Origin of the sequence: Winogradskyella endarachnes, assembly GCF_009741275.1 — a bacterium.
Classification (GTDB): Bacteria; Bacteroidota; Bacteroidia; order Flavobacteriales; family Flavobacteriaceae; genus Winogradskyella; species Winogradskyella endarachnes.
In genome coordinates, this window is sequence record NZ_WOWS01000001.1 from 127751 (window position 1) to 152184 (window position 24434).

A 24434-nucleotide genomic window follows, 5' to 3' on the forward strand; every position below is an offset into this window, starting at 1 on the left:
AAAAGTCTAACAATCTCATTATATTTAAACCTTTCAAAAAAATCCAGCCTAAATATGATTAAGAATTTCACCATTGTTTTAGTACTCTTTTTAGTTTTAGTTAATTGCAAAGAAGAAAAACACCAAGCACTCGAAAATCCTGAAACTGAAAAAGTAGAAGATACTTTCGTAAAAGATAATTACACTAAAAAAGAAGTGATGGTCGAGATGCGAGATGGTATTAAGCTACATACAACGATCTATTCGCCAAAAGATACGTCTAAGACTTACCCAATCTTAATGATGCGCACGCCTTACAGTTGTCGACCTTATGGAGAAGCTGAGTTTAGAAGTAAAATAGGGCCAAACAAATATCTCATGGAAGAAGGTAATATTATGGTTTATCAAGATGTGCGTGGTCGTTGGAACAGTGAAGGCGTTTACGATAATATGCGTGCGTATATTCCTAATAAAACTGGTAAGCAATTTGATGAAGCAAGTGATACTTACGATACTATAGAATGGTTGGTAAATAACGTAGAAAACAATAACGGAAATGTTGGTGCTTATGGTATTTCTTATCCTGGTTTCTATGCTACGTATTCACTTTTGGATGCACATCCTGCTTTAAAAGCGGTTTCGCCTCAGGCTTGTATAGGAGATTTCTTTTTTGATGATTTTATTCACAACGGAGCCTATTTGTTGAGTTATTGGAGGGCAACAGGTTTATTTGGGTATATGAAAAATGAACCTACAACAGAAGCTTGGTATAAGTTACCCGATTTAGGAACAGAAGATCAGCATCAATTCTTTTTAGATCATATGCCATTAAGCAAGCTTAATGCATTTTATGATAGTACTAACGTGTTTATGGAGCAAATAAAAACCCATGTGACGTATGATGAGTTTTGGCAAAGTAGGGGAATCATACAGCATTTAAAAGATATAAAACCAGCAACAATGGTTGTTGGTGGTTTATTTGATGCTGAAGATTTATACGGACCATTTAACACGTATAAGAGCATTGAAAAAAACAGTGACAATTATAATACTGTTGTTTTTGGCCCGTGGAGTCATGGTGATTGGGCAAGAACTAAAGAACGACAAGTAGTTGGGAATATCCATTTTGGAGATAGTATTTCAGATTATTTTCAGAAGAATATAGAGACCAAATTTTTTAATCATTTCCTTAAAGGTGAAGCCAATGGCGAAACAGGTTTACCTGAAGCGCACATGTTTAATACAGGTACAAAAGCATGGCAATCTTTTGAAAGCTGGCCACCACAAAATACAGCTAAAGAAAACTACTTTTTACAACCATATGAGCGTTTAACACAGCGTGCTACTAGGAATATCGCTACGTCAGATTTTATAAGTGATCCAAAGAAACCAGTACCTTACACTGAAGATATTAAAGTTGGATTTACACCAAGAAAATTTATGACAGACGATCAGCGTTTTGCATCTAGACGTCCAGATGTATTAACATTTGAAACCGAAATTTTAGAAAACGATGTAACACTTGCTGGCGATATTTTAGCAAAGTTGAAGGTGTCTACAACAGGTACAGCAGCCGATTGGATTGTTAAAGTTGTTGACGTGTTTCCTGCAGATACTGAAAACACGGACGATGTTCAAGACCATTTAAAACTGAGTAATTATCATATGATGGTTAGGAGTGAGGTGTTACGTGGACGTTTTAGAAACAGTATGTCTAAACCAGAACCTTTTGTACCTAATGAGAAAACTGCTGTGAATTTAAAGTTGCAAGATGTGTTTCATACCTTTAAAAAAGGACATAAAATTCAAGTGCAAGTACAAAGTACATTTTTTCCTTATATAGATGCAAATCCGCAGACTTATGTAGATAATATTTTTGAAGCAAGGGAATCCGATTTTCAAAAGCAAACGCATAAAGTTTATAATGATTCCTCTATAGAATTTACGATACTTAAATAAGAGGTGTTAATTCAATAAGTCGTCACTTCGAGTGATTTTTGAGGAACGAAAAAATTGTATCGAGAAACTTTGATTAAAACATTGATAACAACATAGAATGCCAATAATACAATCAACTTATAAACCACCATTTTGGGCAAAAACAAGTTTTACATCAACTGTATTTTCTGGTTTAGCACGCAAAGTTGAAGGCGTTGAGCAAACAAGGGAGCGCATTATATTGCCAGATACGGATTTTTTAGATTTAGATTGGAGTTACACTGAGCAAAAAACCAATAAGGTAATTATTCTATTGCATGGTTTAGAAGGCAGTGCGCAGCGACCATATATGAAAGGTACAGCAAAGCTGTTTAACAATAATAATATCGATGCTGTTGGTGTAAATTTTAGAGGTTGCAGTGGTGAACCAAATAGGTTGTTTAGAAGTTATCATTCTGGTGCCACTGAAGATTTAGAAGCCGTTATACAACATGTTTTATCTAAAGGTGTTTACGATGAAGTATACATAAAAGGTATTAGTCTTGGTGCAAATATGGCTTTAAAATATGTGGGAGAAAGAGAAGGTTTACCTAAAGAATTAAAAGCGGTAATTGCGGTTTCTGCGCCTTGCTATTTAAAAGGGTCATGTGACGAATTATTAAGTTTTAAAAATAAACATTATGCCATTCGGTTTTTGGCACATTTAAAAGAAAAGCTAAAACCAAAATTAGAGCAATTCCCTAAAAATATTACAATTAAGGAGTTTAATTCAATTAAAACTTTAATAGATTTTGACGATGTGTATACCTCAAAAGCACATGGTTTTAATGGTGCTTTAGACTATTATGACAAGGCGAGTTGCTTACAGTTTTTACCAAATATTAAAGTCCCTTCTTTAATTATTAATGCGCTCAATGATTCGTTTTTATCGCCAGAATGTTTTCCTGTAAAAGAGGCTAAACACAATTCTAACTTGTATTTAGAAATGCCAAAATATGGAGGTCACGTTGGTTTTATAGATAAAGGGAATGTGTATTACAATGAAAGGCGTGCTTTGGAGTTTGTAAACGAGCTTCCTTGAGTGAAAATCTTTTTTTAACTTTAAAATCAAATAAATTGAAAAAGTATGAAATTCCTCAAATTATTTCAGAATAAAACAGCATTAAAATCTATTTCTATAAAATCTGTTTTAGGGATTGCTATAGTAGCAATGGTTTTTGTGTCTTGCCAAAGTTTAAAAACCGCAGTTTTTGATCAATATTCTTATCAACAAGCCATTTCAATAAAGGTGGAAAGTCTTAATTTAATGGATGAGGCTGTAAATGATTATTTAGCACATGAGACTGAAGTTAGAACGCTACAATTAGATCTTCAAAAAATGGTTGAATATGAAAAGAACAAGCCAGATAATGAAGTGAGTTACACTATGTGGAAAACCATTACCAATGAAGAACGAAACTTATTAGCCGGATTTTTAAAACGTTGGAAAGAAAAGGATCAATTGTCTCAGGTGTTTATAGACGAAGCGAAAGTTCAAGTTTCAGAAGCCCTTGATCTTATCATTAAATATGAAGGTCAAAAGAATAAAACCAATGAAACTAATATTCTTAACTTTTTAAACTAACAACTATTAACTAAAATGGATATAGAAGAATTATTGAAGCTGTTAAAAGACGAATTACTGTTAGTTTTAGGAGAAAGTTATGGTGATTTTAAAAAAGAAACCAAAGCAGATGTAGAGGTGTTTTTAACACTGTCTAAGGTTAAAATTGAACGTTGGACTAAATTGCTACAAGCAGGAGAATTAACGGTAGATGACTATAAATGGTTATTAGAAAGTCAGAAAGATGTATTAATTTTAAATGCACTTTATCAAGCTGGTGTTTCAAAATTACGCTTAGGACATTTAAAAAATAAGATTATTAAAACTATAGTAAATACGGTAATAACCGTTGTAATTTAGTGTCTAAATCATTGATTTCTAGATTTCAATTTTTTTATAAACGATTTATCTCTATTTTTAGGGAAATATAAATTCATGCTTAAAAAAGTTTTTGCCAGTGCCGTTTTTGGCGTGGAAGCTTCAACCATAACAGTAGAAGTCAATGTAGATAAAGGTGTTGGTTATCATTTAGTTGGTCTTCCGGATAACGCTATAAAAGAAAGTAATTACAGAATAGCAGCAGCACTTCAGAATAACGGTTACCGAATTCCAGGTAAAAAGATTACTATAAACATGGCACCTGCCGATTTGCGCAAAGAAGGTTCTGCGTATGATTTAACTTTAGCCATAGGAATTTTGTCGGCATCAAATCAAATTAAAGCTGAAAATTTAGAGGATTATCTCATTATGGGAGAATTGTCCTTAGATGGAAGTTTGCAACCATTTAAAGGTGCTTTGCCGATTGCTGTAAAGGCAAGGGAAGAAGGTTTTAAGAATATTATTTTACCAATTCAGAATGCAAAAGAAGCGGCTATTGTTGATGATTTAAATGTTTTTGGTGTTGAAAACATAATGCAAGTCATTAATCATTTTGATAATGGTGAACCTCTGGAGCAAACGATTATTAACACTAGAGAAGAATTTTTTAAAAATCTCGATTTTCCGGAATTTGATTTTGCAGATGTAAAAGGGCAAGAGTCTATAAAGCGTTGTATGGAAATTGCTGCTGCAGGAGGGCATAATATTATTTTAATCGGTCCACCAGGTTCTGGTAAAACCATGTTAGCAAAACGTTTGCCGAGTATTTTACCGCCAATGACCTTGCACGAAGCTTTAGAAACCACTAAAATACATTCGGTTGTTGGTAGAGTGAAAGCACATACTGGTCTCATGGCACAACGGCCGTTTAGAAGCCCACATCATACCATTTCTAATGTTGCACTTGTTGGAGGTGGAAGTTATCCGCAACCAGGTGAAATTTCATTATCGCATAATGGTGTGTTGTTTTTAGATGAATTGCCAGAGTTTAAACGCGAAGTTTTAGAAGTGATGCGTCAGCCTCTGGAAGATAGAGAAGTGACTATTTCTAGAGCTAAATTCACGGTGACGTATCCATCGTCATTCATGTTAGTGGCAAGCATGAATCCAAGTCCAAGCGGTTATTTTAATGATCCAGATGCGCCAATAACTTCTTCTCCGGCAGAAATGCAACGGTATATGGGTAAAATTTCTGGACCATTATTAGATAGAATCGATATTCATATAGAAGTAACACCTGTGCCTTTTGAGAAATTATCAGATGAACGAACTGGTGAGTCTTCGGTAGATATAAGGAAACGAGTTACTAAAGCAAGAGAAAAGCAAACACATCGATTTAAAGGTTTAGAAAATATTCATTACAACGCTCAAATGAATACCAAACAAATCCGTACATATTGTAAGCTAGAAGAGGCTTCCTTACAATTATTAAAATCAGCAATGGAACGGTTAAACTTATCTGCTAGAGCCTATGATAGGATATTGAAAGTTTCTCGTACAATTGCTGATTTAGAAGGTTCTAACGATATTTTAGGTGCTCATATTAGTGAGGCGATACAATACCGTAGTTTAGATCGCGATGGTTGGTTAGGATAAAACTATAACAGATTTGTTGTTTTAGTTAGAGTAATCATCTTCGTTAAATGGTTGTAGCCATTGCAGAATCATATCTTCGTCATTAGCGTTTTCAATTTTAAGTAAGCTTTGAAATTCTGTAATTTTATTGTTGATATCTTTAATGGTGTCTGCAACTAAATAAATTCTAGCAAATACTTGTCTTTCGGTTCCTAACATTAAAGGTTCTACAACATCGCCTGTTTTAAATCTATCTAAAACGAAAATCACCTTATCGTCAGATTTTATTTCTTCTAAGCCTTCAATAGATTTAATTTGTCCTTGTTTCAATAAAACCCAAATAGTACAAGCTTTCTTCCCTTTAAAATTGTAATCATTTTGAGAAGCAAAGTCTTTATCTCCAAATTCTCCAGTCAAGGCAAAGTTTACGAGCATTTCTCTATGGTCAAAACCATTGATATGCGCAATAGGAATATGAGGTGCTTCACCTTGTAATCTAAATCCTGGATCATAGGCATAAAAAATACCATCTTCTACAAAGAATTGAATATTTAAAACGCCTGTTTGTACACCTAAATCTTCAAAAAAAACACAAAGTTTTGGGTGAACTTCTTTTACAAATTGTTCAGTATATTTTGAAGGGAATACTGCGCCAATACAAACAGGGCTTGAGTCGCCTTGCTTTTTTGTGGTAAAACGATCAGATATTGCTGACAGGTATGGTACACCATCTTTAAATGTGTAATAGGCTGCCATATCATCACAATCCATATAGCGTTCAACCAAGACAACACCTTTTTTAGAAAATTTTAAAGCTGTTTTCACAGAATTGTTATAATCAACTTTATCTCTACAGATTTTCATTCCAACGCCACCACCATTATCAACTGGTTTAATCATTACAGGGAATTTCATGGTATTAGAATCGTCTATTTGAGAAGATTCGCTAATGTAAATTCCTGGGATATCTTGAATGTTTTGTTCTATACAGTGTTTTTTAAAACCGTCTTTACTGCAAAAAGCTTCAACAGTCTTCTCTGTAGCATAACAAGGAATTCCTAATTCTTTACAAATTTTGCTGTATGGCAATACTAAAATGTCAGCAACACCTACCAAAACACCATCTACTTTGAGGCGTTTTACTAAATCTACAACTTCGTTAATATTAAATACTTCAATATCGTAACTCTCATCTGCAATTTTCTTTGCAGGAGAATCTGGGTTTGGGTCAACAACAATGGTGTGGACACCCATTGAAATTGCTGTTTTAACTAAAATTGCTGTTTCTGGATTTCCACCAAGAATAATTAGTTTTTTTGACATAAAAGGAGTTGTTATTGCTAAGGCGCTTATTAAAAGTCTTAGTTGTTTTTTATTAATATTAATTATAAGACGAATTCTGTATTTAGTTGTCTATAAACATAAAATCGTCGTTGAAACCTAAATCAATTAATAGTTGAGAAATTTCTTCTAAATCTGTATTGATTTTTGCTATTTTATCTTGATCTATACCCATTAAGCCTAATTTTGTTTTAATAGACTCGTGGGTGTAATTATTAATTGTTGCTATAATTAAATAGTCGAATTCAGAGTTGTTTATGGCGCTTAATGGCATTACGTGGTTATCACCAATAATCAGTTCGTGGTAATCAACATCTATCCATTCTGTTATTTTAAAATAGTCTGTTTTAATATTAGTTGTTAATATATGTTGGCCAAATGACCCAGAACTATAAACTACAATTTTTGAATTCTTTTTAGTTTTCAAAAACGGATTAAAAATTATTTCATCATTGTCGTTTAGGATTATTCCACCAGATCGCACTAAAATTTGAGAGTATAAATATAGTTTAAGTTGTTTGTTTAATGTTTCAATATCTAATACAGAACTTAGTTTTATTTTTAGAAAGTTCATTAATAAGCCTAATCTATAATATTCTATTTTAGGGTCTTCAATGGATTTTACTATGGAGTCGTGTCTTTGTCTATAGTAATAAAGTGGAATTTCACTTATAACAAGTTTTTTAGCAATTGTTAAATATGAATAGGTGATGGCAGCATCTTCTCCCATTATAATATCATTAGGTACATCATTTAAGATAGTTTCAAGCAATTCTCTCTTAAATAACTTATTCCAAACATATGTAGAGATTCCATGCTCGCAAAACTTACCGTTATAGATAGCTTTTGGGATTATTTTAGTTTTTATGTCTTGTGCATTATATACACCTCTGTATTTAGGTTTTATGGTTTCAATTTTTCCATTAAACTCTCTAAATTGACCAGTGACTACCAAATCTGCGGCGTTTGCTTCGGCTAATTTAAATAATGTGTCTAAGTAGTATTTGTCTACCCAGTCATCGCCATCAACATAGGCAATATATTTTCCTATTGCATTTTTTAATCCTTCCTTTCGTGCTGTTAAAAGTCCTCCATTTTTTTTATGAATTACTTTAATTCTAGAATCCGTTTTAGCATAGTTATCGCAGATTTCTGGGCAATTGTCAGGGCTTCCATCATTTACTAATAGTAGTTCAAAGTCTAAAAAAGATTGATCAATTAAGCTTTCAATACATTTTGGTAAATATTTTTCAATCCTATAAATTGGAACAATTACACTAATTTCAATTTTAGACATAGTATTAGTTTTTATTTAGTTCTATATAAAACAGACTGCCTCCCTTTGGTTCGGTTTTAGAATTGTTTTGGGCTGTTGTTACATATAAGTTAGAGCGATTGTCTAAACAACAAGAGGTTATATTATTAAATGGTAGTTGAATGTCTTTAATTTTTTGTCCGTTTTCTGGATTCCATTGAGAAATACAAGCGCCTTCCCATTCTGCAATCCATAAAAGGCCTTTTTTGTCAATGCACATGCCATCAGGTTGGCCTATATCGGTAAATTCTATAACATAAGAATGGAATTTTACCTCACCAGTATTGATGTTGTAATGATATTTGGCTACTTTTTTGGTAGGTGTATCAATAAAATAAAGGAATTTATTATCTAAAGAAAATGCTAAGCCGTTAGAAATTGTGGTGTTTTCTATTAAGGTTTTTTGTGTACCATTATGATAAGATAATACCTTGCCTATATGATTTATTACCTGCGGATAACCCATAGTGCCTATTAAAAATCGACCCTTAGGGTCTGCAATTCCATCATTGTACCTTACAGCATTGTCAATTTCTAATTGAAATGAAAATGTTGATCTTAATGTTTCAAAATCAACTTTATAAAATCCGTTTTTTGATGCTGCCATTACTTTTTTATAACCTAAGATATAAACGCAGCCAACTGGTGAGTCTAATTTTATGGTTAAAAATTCTTTGGTTTCTGCATTATAACAGAACACTAAGCCATCAAGGATAGAAACAAAATAAAGAAGTCTGTTTTCTTCGTCAAAAATAGGGCCTTCTAAAAGCTCTGAGTTAGATTGATAAACCAGTGAATGCGTCATAAAATTCTTTAAATATATTGTCCTCCAGTAATTCTAATTAATGATCCTGTAGTCATGGCAGACTGGTCTGATATAAAATGCATTACAGCAGGTACTGGATCAGCACTATTTAACATACGACCCATTGGTAGGCTTTTTGCGGCTTCTTTTTTAAGTTCTTCTTCTGATATCCCTTCAGATAATCTTAATTCTAGTTCACCTTCTGTATTTGTCCAGCCCATAACAACATAATTGGATCTAACGCCATATTCTGCATAGTGATGTGCAATGTGGTTAGATAATGTGTATAGTGTACTTTTGGTTAGTGCATATGCGCATCTGTCTTTCATGCCATAATCCATGTGTGCAGAGCCAAAAAACACAATTGATCCTGTTTTCTGTTCTATCATGGATTTTATTACATGCTTTACTAAAAAGTAAGCGGCTTTTACATTTACATTAAATACGCTGTCAAATAAATCTTCTTCAGTATCTAGTAATGATGCTACAGGTGTAATGCCTGCATATAAAATTAAAGCGTCAATACGACCAAATTTTTTTATAGTTTGTTTGTAGTAATTTTCAATTTGCTCTAAATTGTTTAAATCTAGTTCGTGAAAATATAAGTTGTCCTTTTCACTGAAAGTATTGATGATTTCATGTCCTAATTTTTTATCTCTACCACAAAAAGAGACATTATAGCCTATGGTTATACAGTTTTTAAGTATTTCTTTTCCAACACCTTTGGCACCACCTAAAATCATTACTGTTTTCATATAAATATTAAGGATATATATTAGTTCTGTTGGAAGCGAAAATAATCAAATAATATTATTACCTATTGTGAGAAGTGTTTTTGAAGGTCCTTTTTAATGAAAATTCGATAAAATATTAAAGTAATCCGATAAGTTAATTATGTGATTGTGCTTTTTTGGTGCCTAAATTGCATAAATCTCATTATCAATATAGAATTTGGCCTCATTCTAACAAAATTATGCGTATCACTTGTTGATAAATTAATTGTACATTTACTAATAAATCATATAACAAGATGAATAAAAGGAATTCTAAATTATTAAATTATATAATCGTTGTAGGTCTATTATCTTTTTATGGCTGTAATAACACAACTGAAAAACCAACTAATACTATTGATATGTCTTCAAAAGTTGAAATTGTTAAAAAGCCAACTCTAAATTTAGAGCAAGCTAAACGATTAGCACAATTGCCATTTCATTGTATGGATACGGAATATCCAAATAAGCTTAATCAAATTATCGGTAGTGCTTCAGATTTAAAATCGCCAAAAGAATTGCATCCTGCGTTTTATGGCTGTTTCGATTGGCATTCTGCGGTTCATGGACACTGGAGTTTGGTGTCGCTTTTGAAACAATTTCCAGATTTAGAAAATAGTGAAGAAATAGAGCAAAAACTACTTCAGAATATATCTAAAGAAAATATTAAAAAGGAATTAGTGTACTTTGAAGGTGAGTTTAGTAAGTCTTTTGAAAGAACGTACGGTTGGGCTTGGTTGTTAAAGCTAGCAGAAGAATTACATACTTGGGAAGGTGATACTGCAAGAACTTTAGAAACTAATTTGCAACCCTTAACAGATTTAATTGTGGGGCGTTATTTAGAGTTTTTACCAAAATTAAATTACCCAGTAAGGGTTGGTGAGCATCCAAATACAGCGTTTGGGATGAGTTTTGCTTATGACTATGCAATTACTGTAGAAAACGAAGCCTTTGTAGAATTGATAGAGGAGCGCGCCATTGATTTTTATAAAAATGACCAAGATTGTCCTTTGGGATGGGAACCAAATGGTTTTGATTTTTTGTCTCCCTGTGTAGAGGAAGCTGCTTTAATGAAACGTGTATTATCTGAAGAAGCTTTCTTGTCTTGGTTTAATGATTTTTTGCCAGAATTAAGTGATGAAAGCTTTGATTGGTCTGTTGGAGAAGTGTCAGATAGAACAGACGGGAAATTAGTGCATTTAGATGGTGTAAACTTTTCTAGAGCATGGAGTTTAAACTATATCGCTAAAGATTTGCCTCAATTTAATCATCTTAAAAATTTAGCTAATAAGCACATTAATTATTCGTTGCCAAGTATTGTGGGTGATAGTTATGAGGGAAGTCATTGGTTAGGAACATTTGCTATTTACGCTTTGAAGTCTGTTGATTAATGATTTTAAAATTCTTTAAAAATATAGGTCCTGGTCCATTGATAGCAGCTGCATTTATTGGTCCTGGAACGGTAACGGTCTGTACACTAGCTGGTGTAAATTTTGGCTTTACATTATTATGGGCAATGGTGTTATCTATTTTTGCAACGGTAGTTTTACAAGAAATGGCTGCACGTTTAGGTATTGTCTCTCAAAAAGGATTGTCAGAAATTATTAGAGAAGAAATTCAACATCCAGTGGTAAAAGTGTTAGCGATTATCTTAATTCTTAGTGCTATTGTTATTGGAAATGCAGCTTATGAAGCCGGAAATATTTCTGGTGGAGCCTTAGGTATGGAAACCATTGTTGGGAATGTCCTTTGGCAAATAGGTAACTTAAACCTTAATGTAATAAGTTTGCTTATTGGTGCAATCGCTTTTGTGCTACTTTACATTGGTAATTATAAAGTGTTAGAAAAAGTGTTTGTCTTTTTGGTGATTCTTATGAGTTTAGCATTTATTACAACGGCTATTTTAACCCAACCGAATCTTACAGCTATTTTTAAAAGCATTTTTATACCAAAAGCACCAAAGGATAGTATTTTAAGCATTATTGCGTTGGTTGGTACAACGGTTGTGCCTTATAATATTTTTCTGCACGCGTCTCTGGCAAAAACCAAATGGACTTCTAAAAATGATATTAAATCAGCTAAAAAGGATACGTTGATAGCTGTGGTTTTAGGTGGTATGGTCTCTATGTGTATTATAATCTCTGCTTCTGCCATACAAAAAGAAGCCATAAATAATGCTGCAGATTTAGCCTTGGGTTTAGAGCCTTTGTTTGGTAGTTTTTCAAAATACTTTTTAGCTATCGGGTTGTTTGCAGCAGGTGTTACTAGTTCAATTACAGCGCCTTTGGCTGCGGCTTACGTGGCAAGTGGTTGTTTGGGCTGGCAAGCCAGTTTAAAATCTAAAAGGTTTAAAGCTGTTTGGATGGTTATTCTATTGTTAGGCGTTGTGTTTTCTTCTGTAGGATTTAAATCTATTGAAATTATAAAATTTGCACAAGTGGCTAATGGGATACTATTACCTGTTATTGCTGGATTTCTGTTGTGGGTAATGAATAAGTCTTCGGTTTTAGGAACTTATAAAAATTCTAAACTTCAGAATTTCTTTGGACTAATTATTTTAATGATTTCCATATTTCTTGGATTAAAAGGAGTTTTAAGTGTTTTTGAATTGATTTAACATGAAACATTTTAAAATAGATATCAATGCAGATGTAGGAGAAGGTATCGGTAATGAGGCGCAACTAATGCCTTTTGTTTCGTCTTGTAATATTGCTTGTGGAGGGCATGCAGGTGATCTACAAACCATGAAAACCGTTGTTAAGTTAGCTAAATTAAACGGTGTAAAAATAGGAGCACATCCTTCTTTTCCTGATAAATTAAATTTTGGAAGAGTAATTATGAAGCTTTCAGATGACGAATTATTTGAAAGTCTAAAATCTCAAATTGAAAATTTACAATCGGTTTTAAAGTCTGAAGGTTTAAAACTAAACCACATTAAACCGCATGGTGCATTATATAATTTGGCAGCAAAAGATTTGGAAACCGCAAACGTAATTGTAAGAGTTTTTAAGTGCTTAAATGTACCTATTAAATTGTATGCACCTTATAATTCTGTACTCGCAGATTTAGCAATTAAAGAACATATTGAAGTGGAATTTGAAGCCTTTGCAGACCGAAATTATAATGATGATTTGTCTTTAGTTTCACGTAAAAACACTAATGCTATAGTGCATAAAAAAGAGGCTGTTTTGAGTCATGTTTTAGGTGTTATAAAACACCAAAAAATCAACACGATTAATGGAGTAGAAGTGCCTATAAAAGCATCTACAATTTGTGTGCATGGAGACACAAAAAATGCGCTTGAAATATTACAATTTTTACATCGTAATTTAACCGAGCAAAATATTAAAATTCAATAAAGAATAATGATGTGTCACTTGAAGTATTCGCAATATAATGAACGTTCTATTTTAATAGAATGGCCAGCGTTTATTGATAAAAATATAGGTGAAGATGTTTTGTTTTTTAAAAATAAAATTGAAAATAGTAGTATTAAAGATATTGTTGAGGTAATTTGTTCATATAATTCAATATTAGTTATTTATGCATCAACTATAGAAAACATCAATAGTGCTTTTTTAGACTTAAAATCACTATATTTAGATACTTCTAAAGTGCAAATTAAAAATTGTAATACTATTAGGATTCCAGTTTGTTATGACGATGAATTTAGTACTGACTTAAAGAATTATTCCATAGAAAAAAAGTTATCAAAATCAGAAATAATAACACTTCATACAGCACCAATTTATACAGTGTTTTTTATTGGATTTTTACCTGGCTTTTTATATTTGGGAGGCTTAAATTCTCAACTGCATTTAGACCGAAAAACAACACCCAATTTAAACGTTAAAAAAGGCTCGGTGGCAATAGGTGGAAACCAGACTGGAATTTATCCTCAAGACAGTCCTGGAGGTTGGCATATTATTGGTAATTCACCTTTAGAATTATTTAATCCAAAAACGAATCCGCCATGTTATATTAAGGCTGGTGATAAGGTGAAATTTTATGCGATTTCTAAATCTGAATATTTAGAATTTCAAGCTGAAATAAAAAATGCATCGTTCAATATTCAATCTCTTTTTGTCAATGATTAAAGTATTGAAATCAGGATTTTTTTCTACAATTCAAGATCAAGGACGATTTGGATATAGAAATTTTGGAGTACCAGTTTCTGGTGTTATGGATAAATATGCTAGTGATTTTGCTAACCAGATTTTAGGGAATGAAAAAAAATCAGCCGTTTTAGAAATGACTATGATTGGCGCAAAATTACAATTTCTTGTTCCAACCATAATTGCCATTACAGGTGGAGATATGAATCCTAAAATTAATGGTGAATCTGTAGATATGTACAAATCTATTATGGTGAGTTCAAACGCTGTTTTGTCTTTAGGATATGCTAAAAGTGGTTTTAGAACTTATGTTGCTGTAAAAGGTGGATTTCTAACAGATATGGTTTTAGGCAGCAGAAGTATGCTTAAAGTTATCACAGAGCCCTTTAAAATTAGTGATGACGATATTCTACCAATTGCTGAAACAGTTGAGTTAGAAGGTACTAAAAATGCCAAGATTAGATATAAAGATGCATATCTTAGAGCTAATAGCATTGAGGTAACCAAAGGCCCAGAGTTTAATAAACTGACGCAACAGCAGCAAGACTTGGTTTTAAACCAAAACTTTACAGTGTCAAAATACAATAATCGTATGGCTTATCAACTTTTGCCTTTGGTTAAAAATAATTTAGAATCTATCTTAACAGCACCAGTTTTACCAGGAACAGTTCAGCTAACTCCTGCTGGACAATTAATTGTATTAATGCGAGATAGCCAAACCACAGGTGGTTATCCACGAGTTTTACAGCTAACAGAAAACGCTATTACTATTTTAGGTCAAAAGACCACAGGAAGTAGTATATTAATACAATTGAAAACTTAAAATATTTTGAAAATTTATAAATTTCTTTAACATTATAAATTAAATGAGTAATTTACATCCAATCAAACCAAATAATTAATTATGAGCAACATTAATGGACTAATCACTCCCTCAGAAGCTAAAAAACTTAACGACGCGTACACAACTCGTCACACTCTAATTAGCAAAGATATTACTAAAACAGATGACAACAGGTCGTCTTGGTATTCATTAAAAGAATTAAAAGCCTATTTAAAACATGCCGAAGAACAAGCAGAAGAATTGGGCTTTGAAATGAATGGTATAAGAATTTATTGTGGCGCACACGAGCCTGAAGAAGGTTGTGAGTCTGATGCAGAGGGTTTAACCACTCTGTTTTTAGTGCCAACAACTGCTGCAGACGAAGGTAAAGGTGGAGGAGGTGCGAATCCTGATATTTCTGATGCTGACGGATTGAATAGAGGTGGTGAAGGTAAACCACCAGGAGCAAATTATCCACAATAAAGTATATTAAACGTAAATGAATGAATTTTGATGATTTTATTTTTCATATCATTGAACTTATTGCGGCTTTATCAGGATCTTATTACTACTTAATGACAAAAGCCCAGAGTGTTCGGCCTTTTATTTGGTTTCTCTGGGTAATTGTTTTTGTTGAAACTTTTGGAATGTATGGTTATATTTTATTAAATAATTATGATAATGAAATTTTTATTTGGATAAAAAATAGTGTGTTTTGCAGAAATACATGGCTTTATAATATTTTTGATTTGTCAACTTTATTTTTTTTAGGTCTGTTTTTTAAACGAATACTCAAAATTAATGTTTCTAAGAAACTAGTGAATTTTATTATAGTTTTTATTACTTGTTCTACTATATTATATTTTTGTCTTAGCGGCAATTTTTTTAGAGCATCGATACCATATGATTTTTTAATGCAAACATTAGCCATTTTTACTTTTGTTTTGCTTTATTATTATGAGTTACTAAGCAGTGATAAAATATTGTTTTTTTATAAGTCACCTATTTTCTATTTAAGTACAGGTGTTTTACTGTGGCATTTATCAGTAAGTCCATTATTTATTTTTGATGGTTATTTTTATGAAATCAATAAAGATTTTATAGAATTCCAATCGCTTTACCTTTTAATCGCCAATATATTATTATACTCATGTTATACGTTCGGCTTTCTTTATACGTTGCAGTTTTACAAAAAACAATCAGTAGTGAAGAAATAGCATTAATTTCTTATGTTATATTTACAACATTAACTTTAGCTATAACATTTGTGTTATTTTTCGTTATATTTCAAAAACGAAAAAATCAATTGTTGATTGATAGTGTTAAGCAACAAAAAGAATTTGATAATGAGCTTATTAAAACCCAACAAGAAATACAAGAAGAAACCTTAAGACAAGTTGGTAGAGAATTGCATGATAATGTTGGCCAAATGTTAGTGCTTTCTAGTATGCAAATGAAAGTAGCAAGTAATGCTGTAAAAGATGATGTAAAGTCTAAAGTAGATAATGCGGCAGATGCATTAAATAATGCCTTAGAAGAAGTAAGGGCTTTGTCAAAATCATTAAATAGCGATGTCATTAGTAGTTTAGGTTTTGATGCTGCTGTTAATAATGAAGTAGCGCGATTAAATAAATCTGGACTGATACAGGCAAGTTTAGAAATAGTAGGAGATAAGGTAGATTTTGAAAATACAAAAGATGAAATAATTTTGTTTAGAATTCTACAAGAATTTGTTTCAAACACTTTAAAATATGCAGACGCAGAACAGGTTTCAGTAAAATTAGAGTATCAAGAAAAAGAATTAATTATTAAATTAAAAGATGATGGTACTGGTTTTAATATTGAAACAGCAACCAAAAGTTCTGGTTTAGTAAACATGAAAAAACGTGCAGAATTGTTAAATGCAGACTTTCAGTTAGTATCTTCTAAAGACAACGGAACACGTTTAACATTAAAATATCCTTACAAAACAGATTAGAGGTTGCAGGCTTGCCAAAGCACATCTTTTGGTAACGGAGCTGTTAATTTTAAATCTTCTTTCTTTACAGGGTGTGTAAAACATAGTGTTCTGGCATGTAAGCTAATACTTGCATCCTTATTGCTTCTGTTAAAACCGTATTTTAAATCACCTTTTATTGGACATCCAATTGAAGAAAGTTGCACTCTAATTTGATGATGTCTTCCGGTTTCTAAATCTATTTCTAATAGATAGAAATTATCTAAAGTTTTAATTATTTTATAATGAAGAATTGCTTTTTTACTACCTTCAACTGCTTTAATATAGGCTGTAGATTTATTGTTTTTAGGATTCTTTTTTAGCCAATGCACTAAAGTGCCACTTGTTTTTGGTGGTTGGTTTTTAACTAAAGTCCAATATGTTTTTTTTGCTGTTTTCTCTGCAAACAGTTTGTTTAGTCGTGGTAAAGCTTTACTAGTTTTAGAGAAAAGTACAATACCAGTAGTTGGTCTGTCTAAGCGATGCACAACACCCAAATAGACATTCCCTTGTTTATTGTATTTATCTTTTAAATAAGATTTAACAACTTCACTTAAGGGTTTGTCTCCAGTTTTATCACCTTGTACAATATCTCCAGCACGTTTGTTCACAACAATGATGTGATTGTCTTCGTAAAGAACTTGGAGGTTGTTTTTTGATGAAAGAACTTTAGGCATATTTAAAAATTGTTACACAGAGAATAACAGAGTTTACATAAAGACTCACTGAGTTTTAAAGAAATTCATTACCAGTTACAGTTTTCCCCTTTGGGGAATTAAAGGGGCTTTTATTTAATATTGCTCCTTATCACTTGGGAAATCTACAGATTTTACATCCTCAGCATATTGACTAATAGCTGTTGTCATTTCTTCATAAAGGTTCATATAACGACGCAAAAATCTTGGGTTAAACTCATGTGTCATACCCAGCATATCATGTAAAACCAAAACTTGTCCGTCAACTCCATTACCTGCTCCAATACCAATTACAGGTATAGAAACGCTTTCAGCAACTTCTTGCGCTAATTTTGCAGGAATTTTTTCTAAAACTATCCCAAAACAACCTGCTTTTTCTAGCATTAAAGCATCTTCTTTTAATTGTTTTGCTTCCTGCTCTTCTTTAGCTCTTACTGTGTATGTTCCAAATTTATAGATAGATTGAGGTGTTAAGCCCAAGTGTCCCATTACTGGGATTCCGGCATTAAGTATTCGTTTAATAGAATCTTTAACTTCTTTACCACCTTCCATTTTAACGGCATGTCCTCCGGATTCTTTCATTATTCTAATGGCAGAACGTAAGGCTTCTTTTGGGTCGCTTTGGTAACTTCCAAAAGGTAAATCTACAACAACTAAACTTCTGTCAATTGCTCTTACAACAGAAGAGGCATGGTAAATCATTTGGTCTAAAGTGATAGGCAGTGTAGTCTCGTGGCCAGCCATAACATTACTAGCAGAATCGCCAACTAAAATAACATCTATACCTGCGCCATCTACTATTTTTGCCATGGTATAATCGTAAGCGGTAAGCATTGATATTTTTTCGCCTCTAGACTTCATATCTACAAGACTTTTTACCGTAATTCTTTTATATTCTTTTTTTGCTGTTGACATTGTTATGTTTATTTATTGATTGTAAAAATAAAGAGATTTGTTAAGTTTTCAGTGAATAGACTAGATAATTATGGGATTAGATTTGTTTTCTGTCTTCCGTGCAAAACGTTAGGTGCAAATAATAGGCGTTAATTAAATTTTTTTCTATTTGATTAAGATGTCTTCACTTTGAGAAAGTTTATATGGATTTCTAGCAGTAGGTTTAATATACCTTGTTTTTTATAATTGATTTGAGTAAGAGTCCCTTCCTTTTTGTAAGGTAAGGATGGACTTATTTAACAATCCGTCAAATGAACTCCAACTGCCAAACCACCTTCAGAAGTTTCCTTATATTTGGTATTCATATCTTTGGCTGTTTCCCACATGGTGTTTACAACTTTATCTAAAGGAACTTTAACGTTTTTTGGGTCTGTGTCTAAGGCTAATTCTGCGGCATTAATGGCTTTAATTGCTCCCATAGAATTACGTTCAATACAAGGAATTTGTACTAAACCACCAATTGGGTCGCAGGTTAAACCTAAATGATGTTCCATAGCAATTTCAGCAGCAACTAAAACTTGCTCTGGAGTTCCGCCTAATAATTCGGTTAATGCACCAGCAGCCATTGCAGAAGATACACCAATTTCGGCCTGGCAGCCACCCATTGCAGCACTAATTGTTGCACCTTTTTTAAAGATGCTGCCAATTTCGCCAGCCACTAATAAGAATTTTTTAACGTGATTAAAATTGGCTTCATGATTTTCAATAACCATATAATACATTAATACTGCCGGAATAACACCTGCGCTTCCGTTAGTTGGCGCTGTTACCACACGACCTAGAGAAGCGTTAACTTCATTAACCGCTAAAGCAAAACAACTTACCCATTTTAAAATTTGACGAAATTTAACTTCGGTTGTTCTTATGCTTTCTAACCATTCTTGTGGGTTATTATAGTTAGCATTACCAATAAGATTTTTGTGCATATCATAAGCACGTCTTCTTACATTTAAACCTCCTGGTAAATTTCCTTCTGTATGGCAACCAACGTACATACATTCTAACATAGTATGCCAAACGCGTTTTAATTCAAAATCAATTGAGTTTTCGTCTCTTATTGATTTTTCATTTTCTAGTACAACTCCAGATATAGGAAGGTTTAGTTGATGACAGTATTTTAGTAACTCATCGCCATAGGCAATTGGATATGGAAATGTACAATAGAATATTATTTTATTAGCCTTAGCAACTTTTCGTTCTTCTTGTACAACAAATCCACCACCAATAGAGTAGTAGGTAGATTTATAATTTCTGCCGTTAATTTGTGCAGTAAAAACCATTCCATTAGAGTGAAAAGGTAGAAACTTTCTATTAAAAACTATATTGTCTTTAAAACTAAAAGGTATTGATTTTTCGTTATTAAATGGTAAGCTGTTGGTTGATTTTACTTCATTAACAATAGAATTAATGTTTTGTACAGGTATACGTTCTGGGTCGGCTCCTGTTAACCCTAAAATTACAGCGAAATCTGTGGCATGGCCTTTACCTGTTAAAGATAAAGAACCGTAGAGGTCTACCGTGATTTTTTCAACCTTATCAAAACGTTTTTTGTCTTTCAGTTCTTTAATCCAACGTTCTGCAGCTCTCCAAGGTCCAAGGGTATGAGAACTCGATGGTCCTACGCCAATTTTTAACATATCAAAAACAGAAATACTTTCCATTGCATTAACAATTTTGTTGTGCGCAAATATACATTTTGTTTAAGTTGAAAGGCATAAAAAAAACAGCTTTGGTTTTTAAACTAAAGCTGTTTTATAAGTGATATATTTTATTAAAAGTATTATTCTACGTATTGCATTACATCAGAATAATTGTTAACATCAATATTATTACTAGATATAAAATCTACGGGTAATACTACAATTCTAAATGTTTGATTTATTCTTTCTTCATCTAATAATAAACTGTAATCAAAAGTAGGGTGAGATTCAATAAAGATTGTTACAAAATCAAAGTTATGTTCATAATTATATTGAAATTCTTCTCCGGCATTTATATAAACCGTTTCGGGTAAGGATTTCCATACATCATAACCGTCTATTACATCAATAAGGTGATATACTAGGACCATGTCAGACTCATATAAGTCTATATCTAATGGAATTTCAATGCTTTGCTGATAATCTGGCGCCGAAAAACTAATGGTTCTTTCAAAGGATTGTCCAACAAAATTAACACCATCTAAACCAGGAGGTCCTTGGTCACCTTCGCAAGCGGTAAATAATAAAGTAAACGTAAATAATAAAAAGGCAATTTTTTTCATGATGAATATATTTAATTAATTACTAATGTATTGTTTATTCTTATCAAACAGTATGCCTTTTTTAGAAAAAATTAAGATTTAAGTATTTTGTTATACTAATTAGAGCTAATAAATAAAAAAACACCTTCAAATGAAGGTGTTCTAAATACTAATATAATTGAAATTTAGTTAATAATTAGTTTAATGCGCTCTCCACTTTTAGTTTTTAAAACATAAGTGCCAGCTATTAAACTAGGCAGTTGTAAATTCATGGTGTGTTCTTTTGTTAATATTTCGCGACCTTGAATATCAAATAGAGAAAAAGAAACAGCTTTATTAAAATATATAGTCTGATTTGATTTAGATGGGTTAGGATACATTTTTAATGTTTCGGAATTACTTGTAAATTCATCAGTACTTAATGCTGTTGCGTTAAGTTTATAGAAACTTAGAGTAGAACTTACTTCGTTTGCCATAATTACTAACCCAGTGTCATTTGGACTATTTTCAGGCGTGACGTATATAATACCTTCTGGTCCTAAATCTCCGCCTTCATTATCACCTAGGTCTCTATTATTGATATATTTTTCAAAAATAGGATTGTTTGGGTCAGTAATATTATAGGTCATAAATCCACCGACACGCTCTAAAGTAATAAAGGCATAAAATTCGCCATTAATTTCTGTAATTGTTACACCTTCTGGCTCTGGACCTTTATTATCACTACGGTTTTTAAAGTTATTATTACTGTTGCTAGCGTTAAATAATGAGCCATAAGTTGGGTCTATAGAGGTTATACGTTCAAAATCATCTGCACTGTCATAAACCAAATTTCCTGTAGAGGCATTCCATATACTAAAAGAACGAGATCCAAAAACATGGATTTCATCAAAATCGCCATCGTTATCAATATCACCATTGGCAGATGTTACCGTTAGTCTTCCTAGATTGAAATCGGATTGTAAATATGCTGCATCAGGAAAAACGGTTGTGTCTAAGTTTAAATCACTTACACGTTCTTCTTCTGCATAGGTACTGTATTCTCTGGCATCACCTTCGTTAGCTGTAACAATGTAGGTTGTACCTGCAACCTCATAAGAGGCAATAGCATCTGGCATGTACATACCTTTTATTGGCCAATTGGCTAAGAAAATAAAGTCAGAATCGTCTGAAGCATCTAAAGTGTTACCAGCTAAATTGTGGTCTTTTAACCCTAAAGGAATGATAGATGTAATGGTGTTTGTAGTTAAATCTATAACACCTAAAGCATTGTTTTCTTGAAGAGATACGTATGCAGTTTGAGAATCATTAGAAAAGGTAATAAATTCTGGCTCTAAATCTTGAGAAACTGTTGCTCCAGGGCCAAATATTCTTACATCATCAGCTAGAAGAGATGCTAATTGAGAATCGAAATTATTAAAGTTAATATGCGTTACATTGGCTTGAACAATATTCCCTAGGCCTCCTGTAATATCAATAACAGAAATACTACCTTCTGGATCCACAGAATAATCGTCATTTGGTTGTCCTTCATTAGCTACAAGTAGTTTTGTGCCATCTGGAGTAAACCCAACCATATCTGGTAAGTTACCTGCTACAACAGAATTTTGATTAGCGCCATCTATATCTGTAAATACAACAATACCATCTTCTAAAGGTCCTTTAGAGATTCCTAATGCCACAATACCATTATAATATGCCACGCTTGTTGGGTCACCATAAGTAGATAAATCTATAGAACTTATAGTTGTAATGGCATTGATATCAGAAAAATCTATTATTTCTAATTTCTGTCCTGTTGAGTTTAAAACAAATAAACGCTGAGAAACTGGGTCGTGTGCAACAATTTCTGCAGAACCGTTGCCATCTACTAAATAACTAGTTACATATTCTATGCCTAAAATATCTGTTGCAATAGGTGTATTAGTATCATTATCTATGATGTAAACTCCAGTGTTATAATTTTCACTAAGTGTTGCATTTGTAGGATTTGAAAGTTCTAAAATAAATAGTTCATCCATTTCTGCTATGGCATCATCTACTACAGGTATTGAGATGTTAATAGGTTCTGTAGAATTTGCAGGAAAATTTATAGTTTCATTTGTAAAGCTAAAATCATCAATCTCAGTTGCTGTTAATAATTCTGTAATTAGATTTACATCTACAGATACCATTTGACTTGTAGCAGAAGATAATTCAATTGAAATATTAATAGAAGTTTCATCTTCATTTAAACTATAGGTGCTTTCTGAAAAACTGATTTGAGGTGTAACAGAAGTAATAGGAGTATATGATCCTGGCGAAGCAAAAACATCTTCTCCAATAGATTGACCAACTAGATTGGTAGAGGGTGTCCAATTAGTGCCATCAGTGAAGTTTTCATTAGGATTTAGTAACTCTAACGAAGGACCATCACCATCAGCAGTTGTTGGCCATGGTGCATCATCACTATATTCTACCTGACTAATTACACTATTAGAAGTATTTTTAATTTCTAATAATTCACCTCCATTACCTAGAGCATTAGATATAGCTTGTGGCATATCTAAAAATGTAACACCATAAAAAGCATCTGCAGTTGTCTTATCTGTAGCAAGTAAAACTATAGCTCCAGCTGCCAATGTCATTTCAGGAAAAGTGTAAACAAAATTACCTTCATCATTAACTGTAATTCCTCCAAGATTAATTGAAGACGCACTATTATTATAGATTTCTAAAAATTCTAGAGCATTAGAATCATCAGAAGGTGCATTATACATAATTTCAGTAATTATTAAACCAGATGTTAAGGCATTGTAAAATAGGTTATCGCTAACATAAGGTACCGTTTGAGTATTACTGGAGGTGTCTTCTAATCCATTAACTGTTAAAGTATACGCAGTGCCTTCAATGAATCCAGAATGTGTTATTGTTGCCGTAAGTGTACTATTATTATATACAACAGAATTTACCGTTAAAGATGGACTAAAGGTATAATTACTTAACATTTCAGCACTTGTTTGTGTTACCGCTTCTGTAAATGTGACTTCAACTGTAGTTTGTGCTGTTGAAACGGCATTAGCAACACTTGGAGGATTTGTGTCAGATGTTGAAATAGTGAACATTGTAGTATCAAAAGGAACATCTGGCTCAATAGAGTCAATACTTTGATCGCCACTTGCATCTTGCATATCGTAATTAGACATGTCATTTAAAGCGACTAAGTACCCATTTGCAGTAAAGCCAGTTCTGGGACCATTGTATGCAGCTATATCAGTTCCGCTAGGATAAGTTATAGCAGTAGAACCTTCTGTTAATCCGGTTCCTGTTAAACCAGTTCCTGCACCATCATCATAAGCAGATGAGGCATTTGCCACAGCGGTAATAAAGGTTGTTGGTGTATCAATGTCAGTACCAAGATAAACAAAAATAGCCTCTGCAGATGCAGAAATTCCTCCAGGAGAGCCAACTATAGTTCCATGAGACACGTTTGGCGTTGCGCTAATGGCGTAAAATGTCATTACAGTTCCAGCAGGTATAATGGTTGCACCTGTATTCCATTCGTAATTAGCTTCTCCAGAATTAAATTGAGAGCCTTCCCATTCCTTGTCAGAAAAATAAATAACAGAATTTGCAGGAATATCTACAAATGTTACTAACGCAAAATCGTCGTCTCCATCTGCATTAAATGCTGTAAAAGCTAAATCGCCAGTGTTTAGCTGAGCACTTGCTATGCATGAGATAAATAAGGTAAAAAATTGTAAAAAGTATTTCATAATGTTTGGTTGTTTTTAATTGCGTGAAATTATTAACCAAACGTTGCTTCACTATATACTAAATATTATTTAAGAATGAACAAATTTTAAAGAATGTTAAGCAAAAGTTTACTATTGATGGTTTAATGATTAATTCTCATAACAATT

General features: G+C 32.6%; 22 protein-coding genes. 13 read left to right on the plus strand and 9 right to left on the minus strand.

The genetic code is table 11. The features are described 5' to 3' along the window. Nucleotides 1-54 precede the first annotated feature (54 nt). The 5 genes from GN138_RS00600 to GN138_RS00620 all read left to right on the plus strand — a co-directional run bounded on the left by GN138_RS00600 (nt 55) and on the right by GN138_RS00620 (nt 5494). Nucleotides 55-1938 (plus strand): CocE/NonD family hydrolase, encoded by a 1884-nt coding sequence (locus GN138_RS00600; RefSeq protein ID WP_157361378.1) that lies wholly within the window; start codon nt 55-57, stop codon nt 1936-1938. 97 nt (nt 1939-2035) lie between these two features. Beyond that, nucleotides 2036-2998: a YheT family hydrolase gene (locus GN138_RS00605; RefSeq protein WP_157361379.1), complete on the plus strand. Its 963-nt coding sequence runs from the start codon at nt 2036-2038 to the stop codon at nt 2996-2998. A 45-nt stretch (nt 2999-3043) separates the two neighbouring features. Further along, complete coding sequence (locus GN138_RS00610; protein WP_231743009.1) at nt 3044-3541, plus strand: hypothetical protein; 498 nt, start codon at nt 3044-3046, stop codon at nt 3539-3541. 15 nt (nt 3542-3556) lie between these two features. Further along, nucleotides 3557-3880, plus strand: a complete 324-nt coding sequence (locus GN138_RS00615) for a hypothetical protein (protein WP_157361380.1) — start codon at nt 3557-3559, stop codon at nt 3878-3880. Nucleotides 3881-3955: 75 nt separating this feature from the next. Further along, nucleotides 3956-5494: a YifB family Mg chelatase-like AAA ATPase gene (locus GN138_RS00620; RefSeq protein WP_157361381.1), complete on the plus strand. Its 1539-nt coding sequence runs from the start codon at nt 3956-3958 to the stop codon at nt 5492-5494. Nucleotides 5495-5515: 21 nt separating this feature from the next. Here the strand turns inward: GN138_RS00620 and GN138_RS00625 are convergent, their stop codons facing one another. The 4 genes from GN138_RS00625 to GN138_RS00640 all read right to left on the minus strand — a co-directional run bounded on the left by GN138_RS00625 (nt 5516) and on the right by GN138_RS00640 (nt 9689). After that, complete coding sequence (locus tag GN138_RS00625; protein ID WP_157361382.1) at nt 5516-6796, minus strand: ATP-binding protein; 1281 nt, start codon at nt 6794-6796, stop codon at nt 5516-5518. Between the two features lie 82 nt (nt 6797-6878). Further along, nucleotides 6879-8111: a glycosyltransferase family 2 protein gene (locus tag GN138_RS00630; protein WP_157361383.1), complete on the minus strand. Its 1233-nt coding sequence runs from the start codon at nt 8109-8111 to the stop codon at nt 6879-6881. Between the two features lie 4 nt (nt 8112-8115). After that, the gene (locus GN138_RS00635; protein ID WP_157361384.1) at nt 8116-8934 is read right to left on the minus strand and encodes an SMP-30/gluconolactonase/LRE family protein; all 819 of its coding nucleotides are present in this window, start codon (nt 8932-8934) and stop codon (nt 8116-8118) included. An 8-nt stretch (nt 8935-8942) separates the two neighbouring features. After that, nucleotides 8943-9689, minus strand: coding sequence for an SDR family NAD(P)-dependent oxidoreductase (locus GN138_RS00640; RefSeq protein ID WP_157361385.1), 747 nt, complete (start codon nt 9687-9689; stop codon nt 8943-8945). A 275-nt stretch (nt 9690-9964) separates the two neighbouring features. On the opposite strand from GN138_RS00640, the gene GN138_RS00645 reads away from it, so the two are divergent. The 8 genes from GN138_RS00645 to GN138_RS00680 all read left to right on the plus strand — a co-directional run bounded on the left by GN138_RS00645 (nt 9965) and on the right by GN138_RS00680 (nt 16623). Next, a complete protein-coding gene (locus GN138_RS00645) occupies nt 9965-11098 on the plus strand; it encodes a DUF2891 domain-containing protein (protein WP_157361386.1) in 1134 nt (377 codons plus the stop codon). Beyond that, nucleotides 11098-12324, plus strand: coding sequence for an Nramp family divalent metal transporter (locus GN138_RS00650; protein WP_157361387.1), 1227 nt, complete (start codon nt 11098-11100; stop codon nt 12322-12324). The genes GN138_RS00645 and GN138_RS00650 overlap by 1 nt, the downstream gene beginning before the upstream one ends. Nucleotide 12325: 1 nt before the next feature. Then, the gene (gene pxpA / locus GN138_RS00655) at nt 12326-13066 is read left to right on the plus strand and encodes a 5-oxoprolinase subunit PxpA (RefSeq protein WP_157361388.1); all 741 of its coding nucleotides are present in this window, start codon (nt 12326-12328) and stop codon (nt 13064-13066) included. A gap of 9 nt (nt 13067-13075) precedes the next feature. After that, on the plus strand, nt 13076-13804 hold the full coding sequence (gene pxpB, locus GN138_RS00660) for a 5-oxoprolinase subunit PxpB (RefSeq protein ID WP_231743037.1): 729 nt from the start codon (nt 13076-13078) through the stop codon (nt 13802-13804). Further along, entirely contained in the window at nt 13797-14645 is an 849-nt protein-coding gene (locus GN138_RS00665; protein WP_157361390.1) for a 5-oxoprolinase subunit C family protein, read from the plus strand. Before pxpB ends, GN138_RS00665 begins: the two co-directional genes overlap by 8 nt. Nucleotides 14646-14726: 81 nt before the next feature. Next, on the plus strand, nt 14727-15128 hold the full coding sequence (locus GN138_RS00670) for a hypothetical protein (protein WP_157361391.1): 402 nt from the start codon (nt 14727-14729) through the stop codon (nt 15126-15128). Between the two features lie 20 nt (nt 15129-15148). Beyond that, the gene (locus tag GN138_RS00675) at nt 15149-15862 is read left to right on the plus strand and encodes a hypothetical protein (RefSeq protein ID WP_157361392.1); all 714 of its coding nucleotides are present in this window, start codon (nt 15149-15151) and stop codon (nt 15860-15862) included. Beyond that, nucleotides 15796-16623 (plus strand): sensor histidine kinase, encoded by an 828-nt coding sequence (locus GN138_RS00680; protein ID WP_157361393.1) that lies wholly within the window; start codon nt 15796-15798, stop codon nt 16621-16623. The genes GN138_RS00675 and GN138_RS00680 overlap by 67 nt, the downstream gene beginning before the upstream one ends. Here GN138_RS00680 and GN138_RS00685 read toward each other — a convergent pair. From GN138_RS00685 to GN138_RS00705, 5 genes are all read right to left on the minus strand, one after another. Further along, nucleotides 16620-17318, minus strand: a complete 699-nt coding sequence (locus GN138_RS00685) for an RluA family pseudouridine synthase (RefSeq protein ID WP_157361394.1) — start codon at nt 17316-17318, stop codon at nt 16620-16622. The genes GN138_RS00680 and GN138_RS00685 overlap by 4 nt on opposite strands. 114 nt (nt 17319-17432) lie before the next feature. Further along, the gene (gene panB, locus GN138_RS00690; RefSeq protein WP_157361395.1) at nt 17433-18251 is read right to left on the minus strand and encodes a 3-methyl-2-oxobutanoate hydroxymethyltransferase; all 819 of its coding nucleotides are present in this window, start codon (nt 18249-18251) and stop codon (nt 17433-17435) included. A gap of 275 nt (nt 18252-18526) precedes the next feature. Beyond that, complete coding sequence (locus tag GN138_RS00695; protein WP_157361396.1) at nt 18527-19951, minus strand: L-serine ammonia-lyase; 1425 nt, start codon at nt 19949-19951, stop codon at nt 18527-18529. 119 nt (nt 19952-20070) lie between these two features. After that, nucleotides 20071-20553 (minus strand): dihydrolipoamide dehydrogenase, encoded by a 483-nt coding sequence (locus tag GN138_RS00700; protein ID WP_157361397.1) that lies wholly within the window; start codon nt 20551-20553, stop codon nt 20071-20073. Nucleotides 20554-20717: 164 nt separating this feature from the next. After that, nucleotides 20718-24287: a choice-of-anchor I family protein gene (locus GN138_RS00705; RefSeq protein ID WP_157361398.1), complete on the minus strand. Its 3570-nt coding sequence runs from the start codon at nt 24285-24287 to the stop codon at nt 20718-20720. Nucleotides 24288-24434 lie beyond the last annotated feature (147 nt).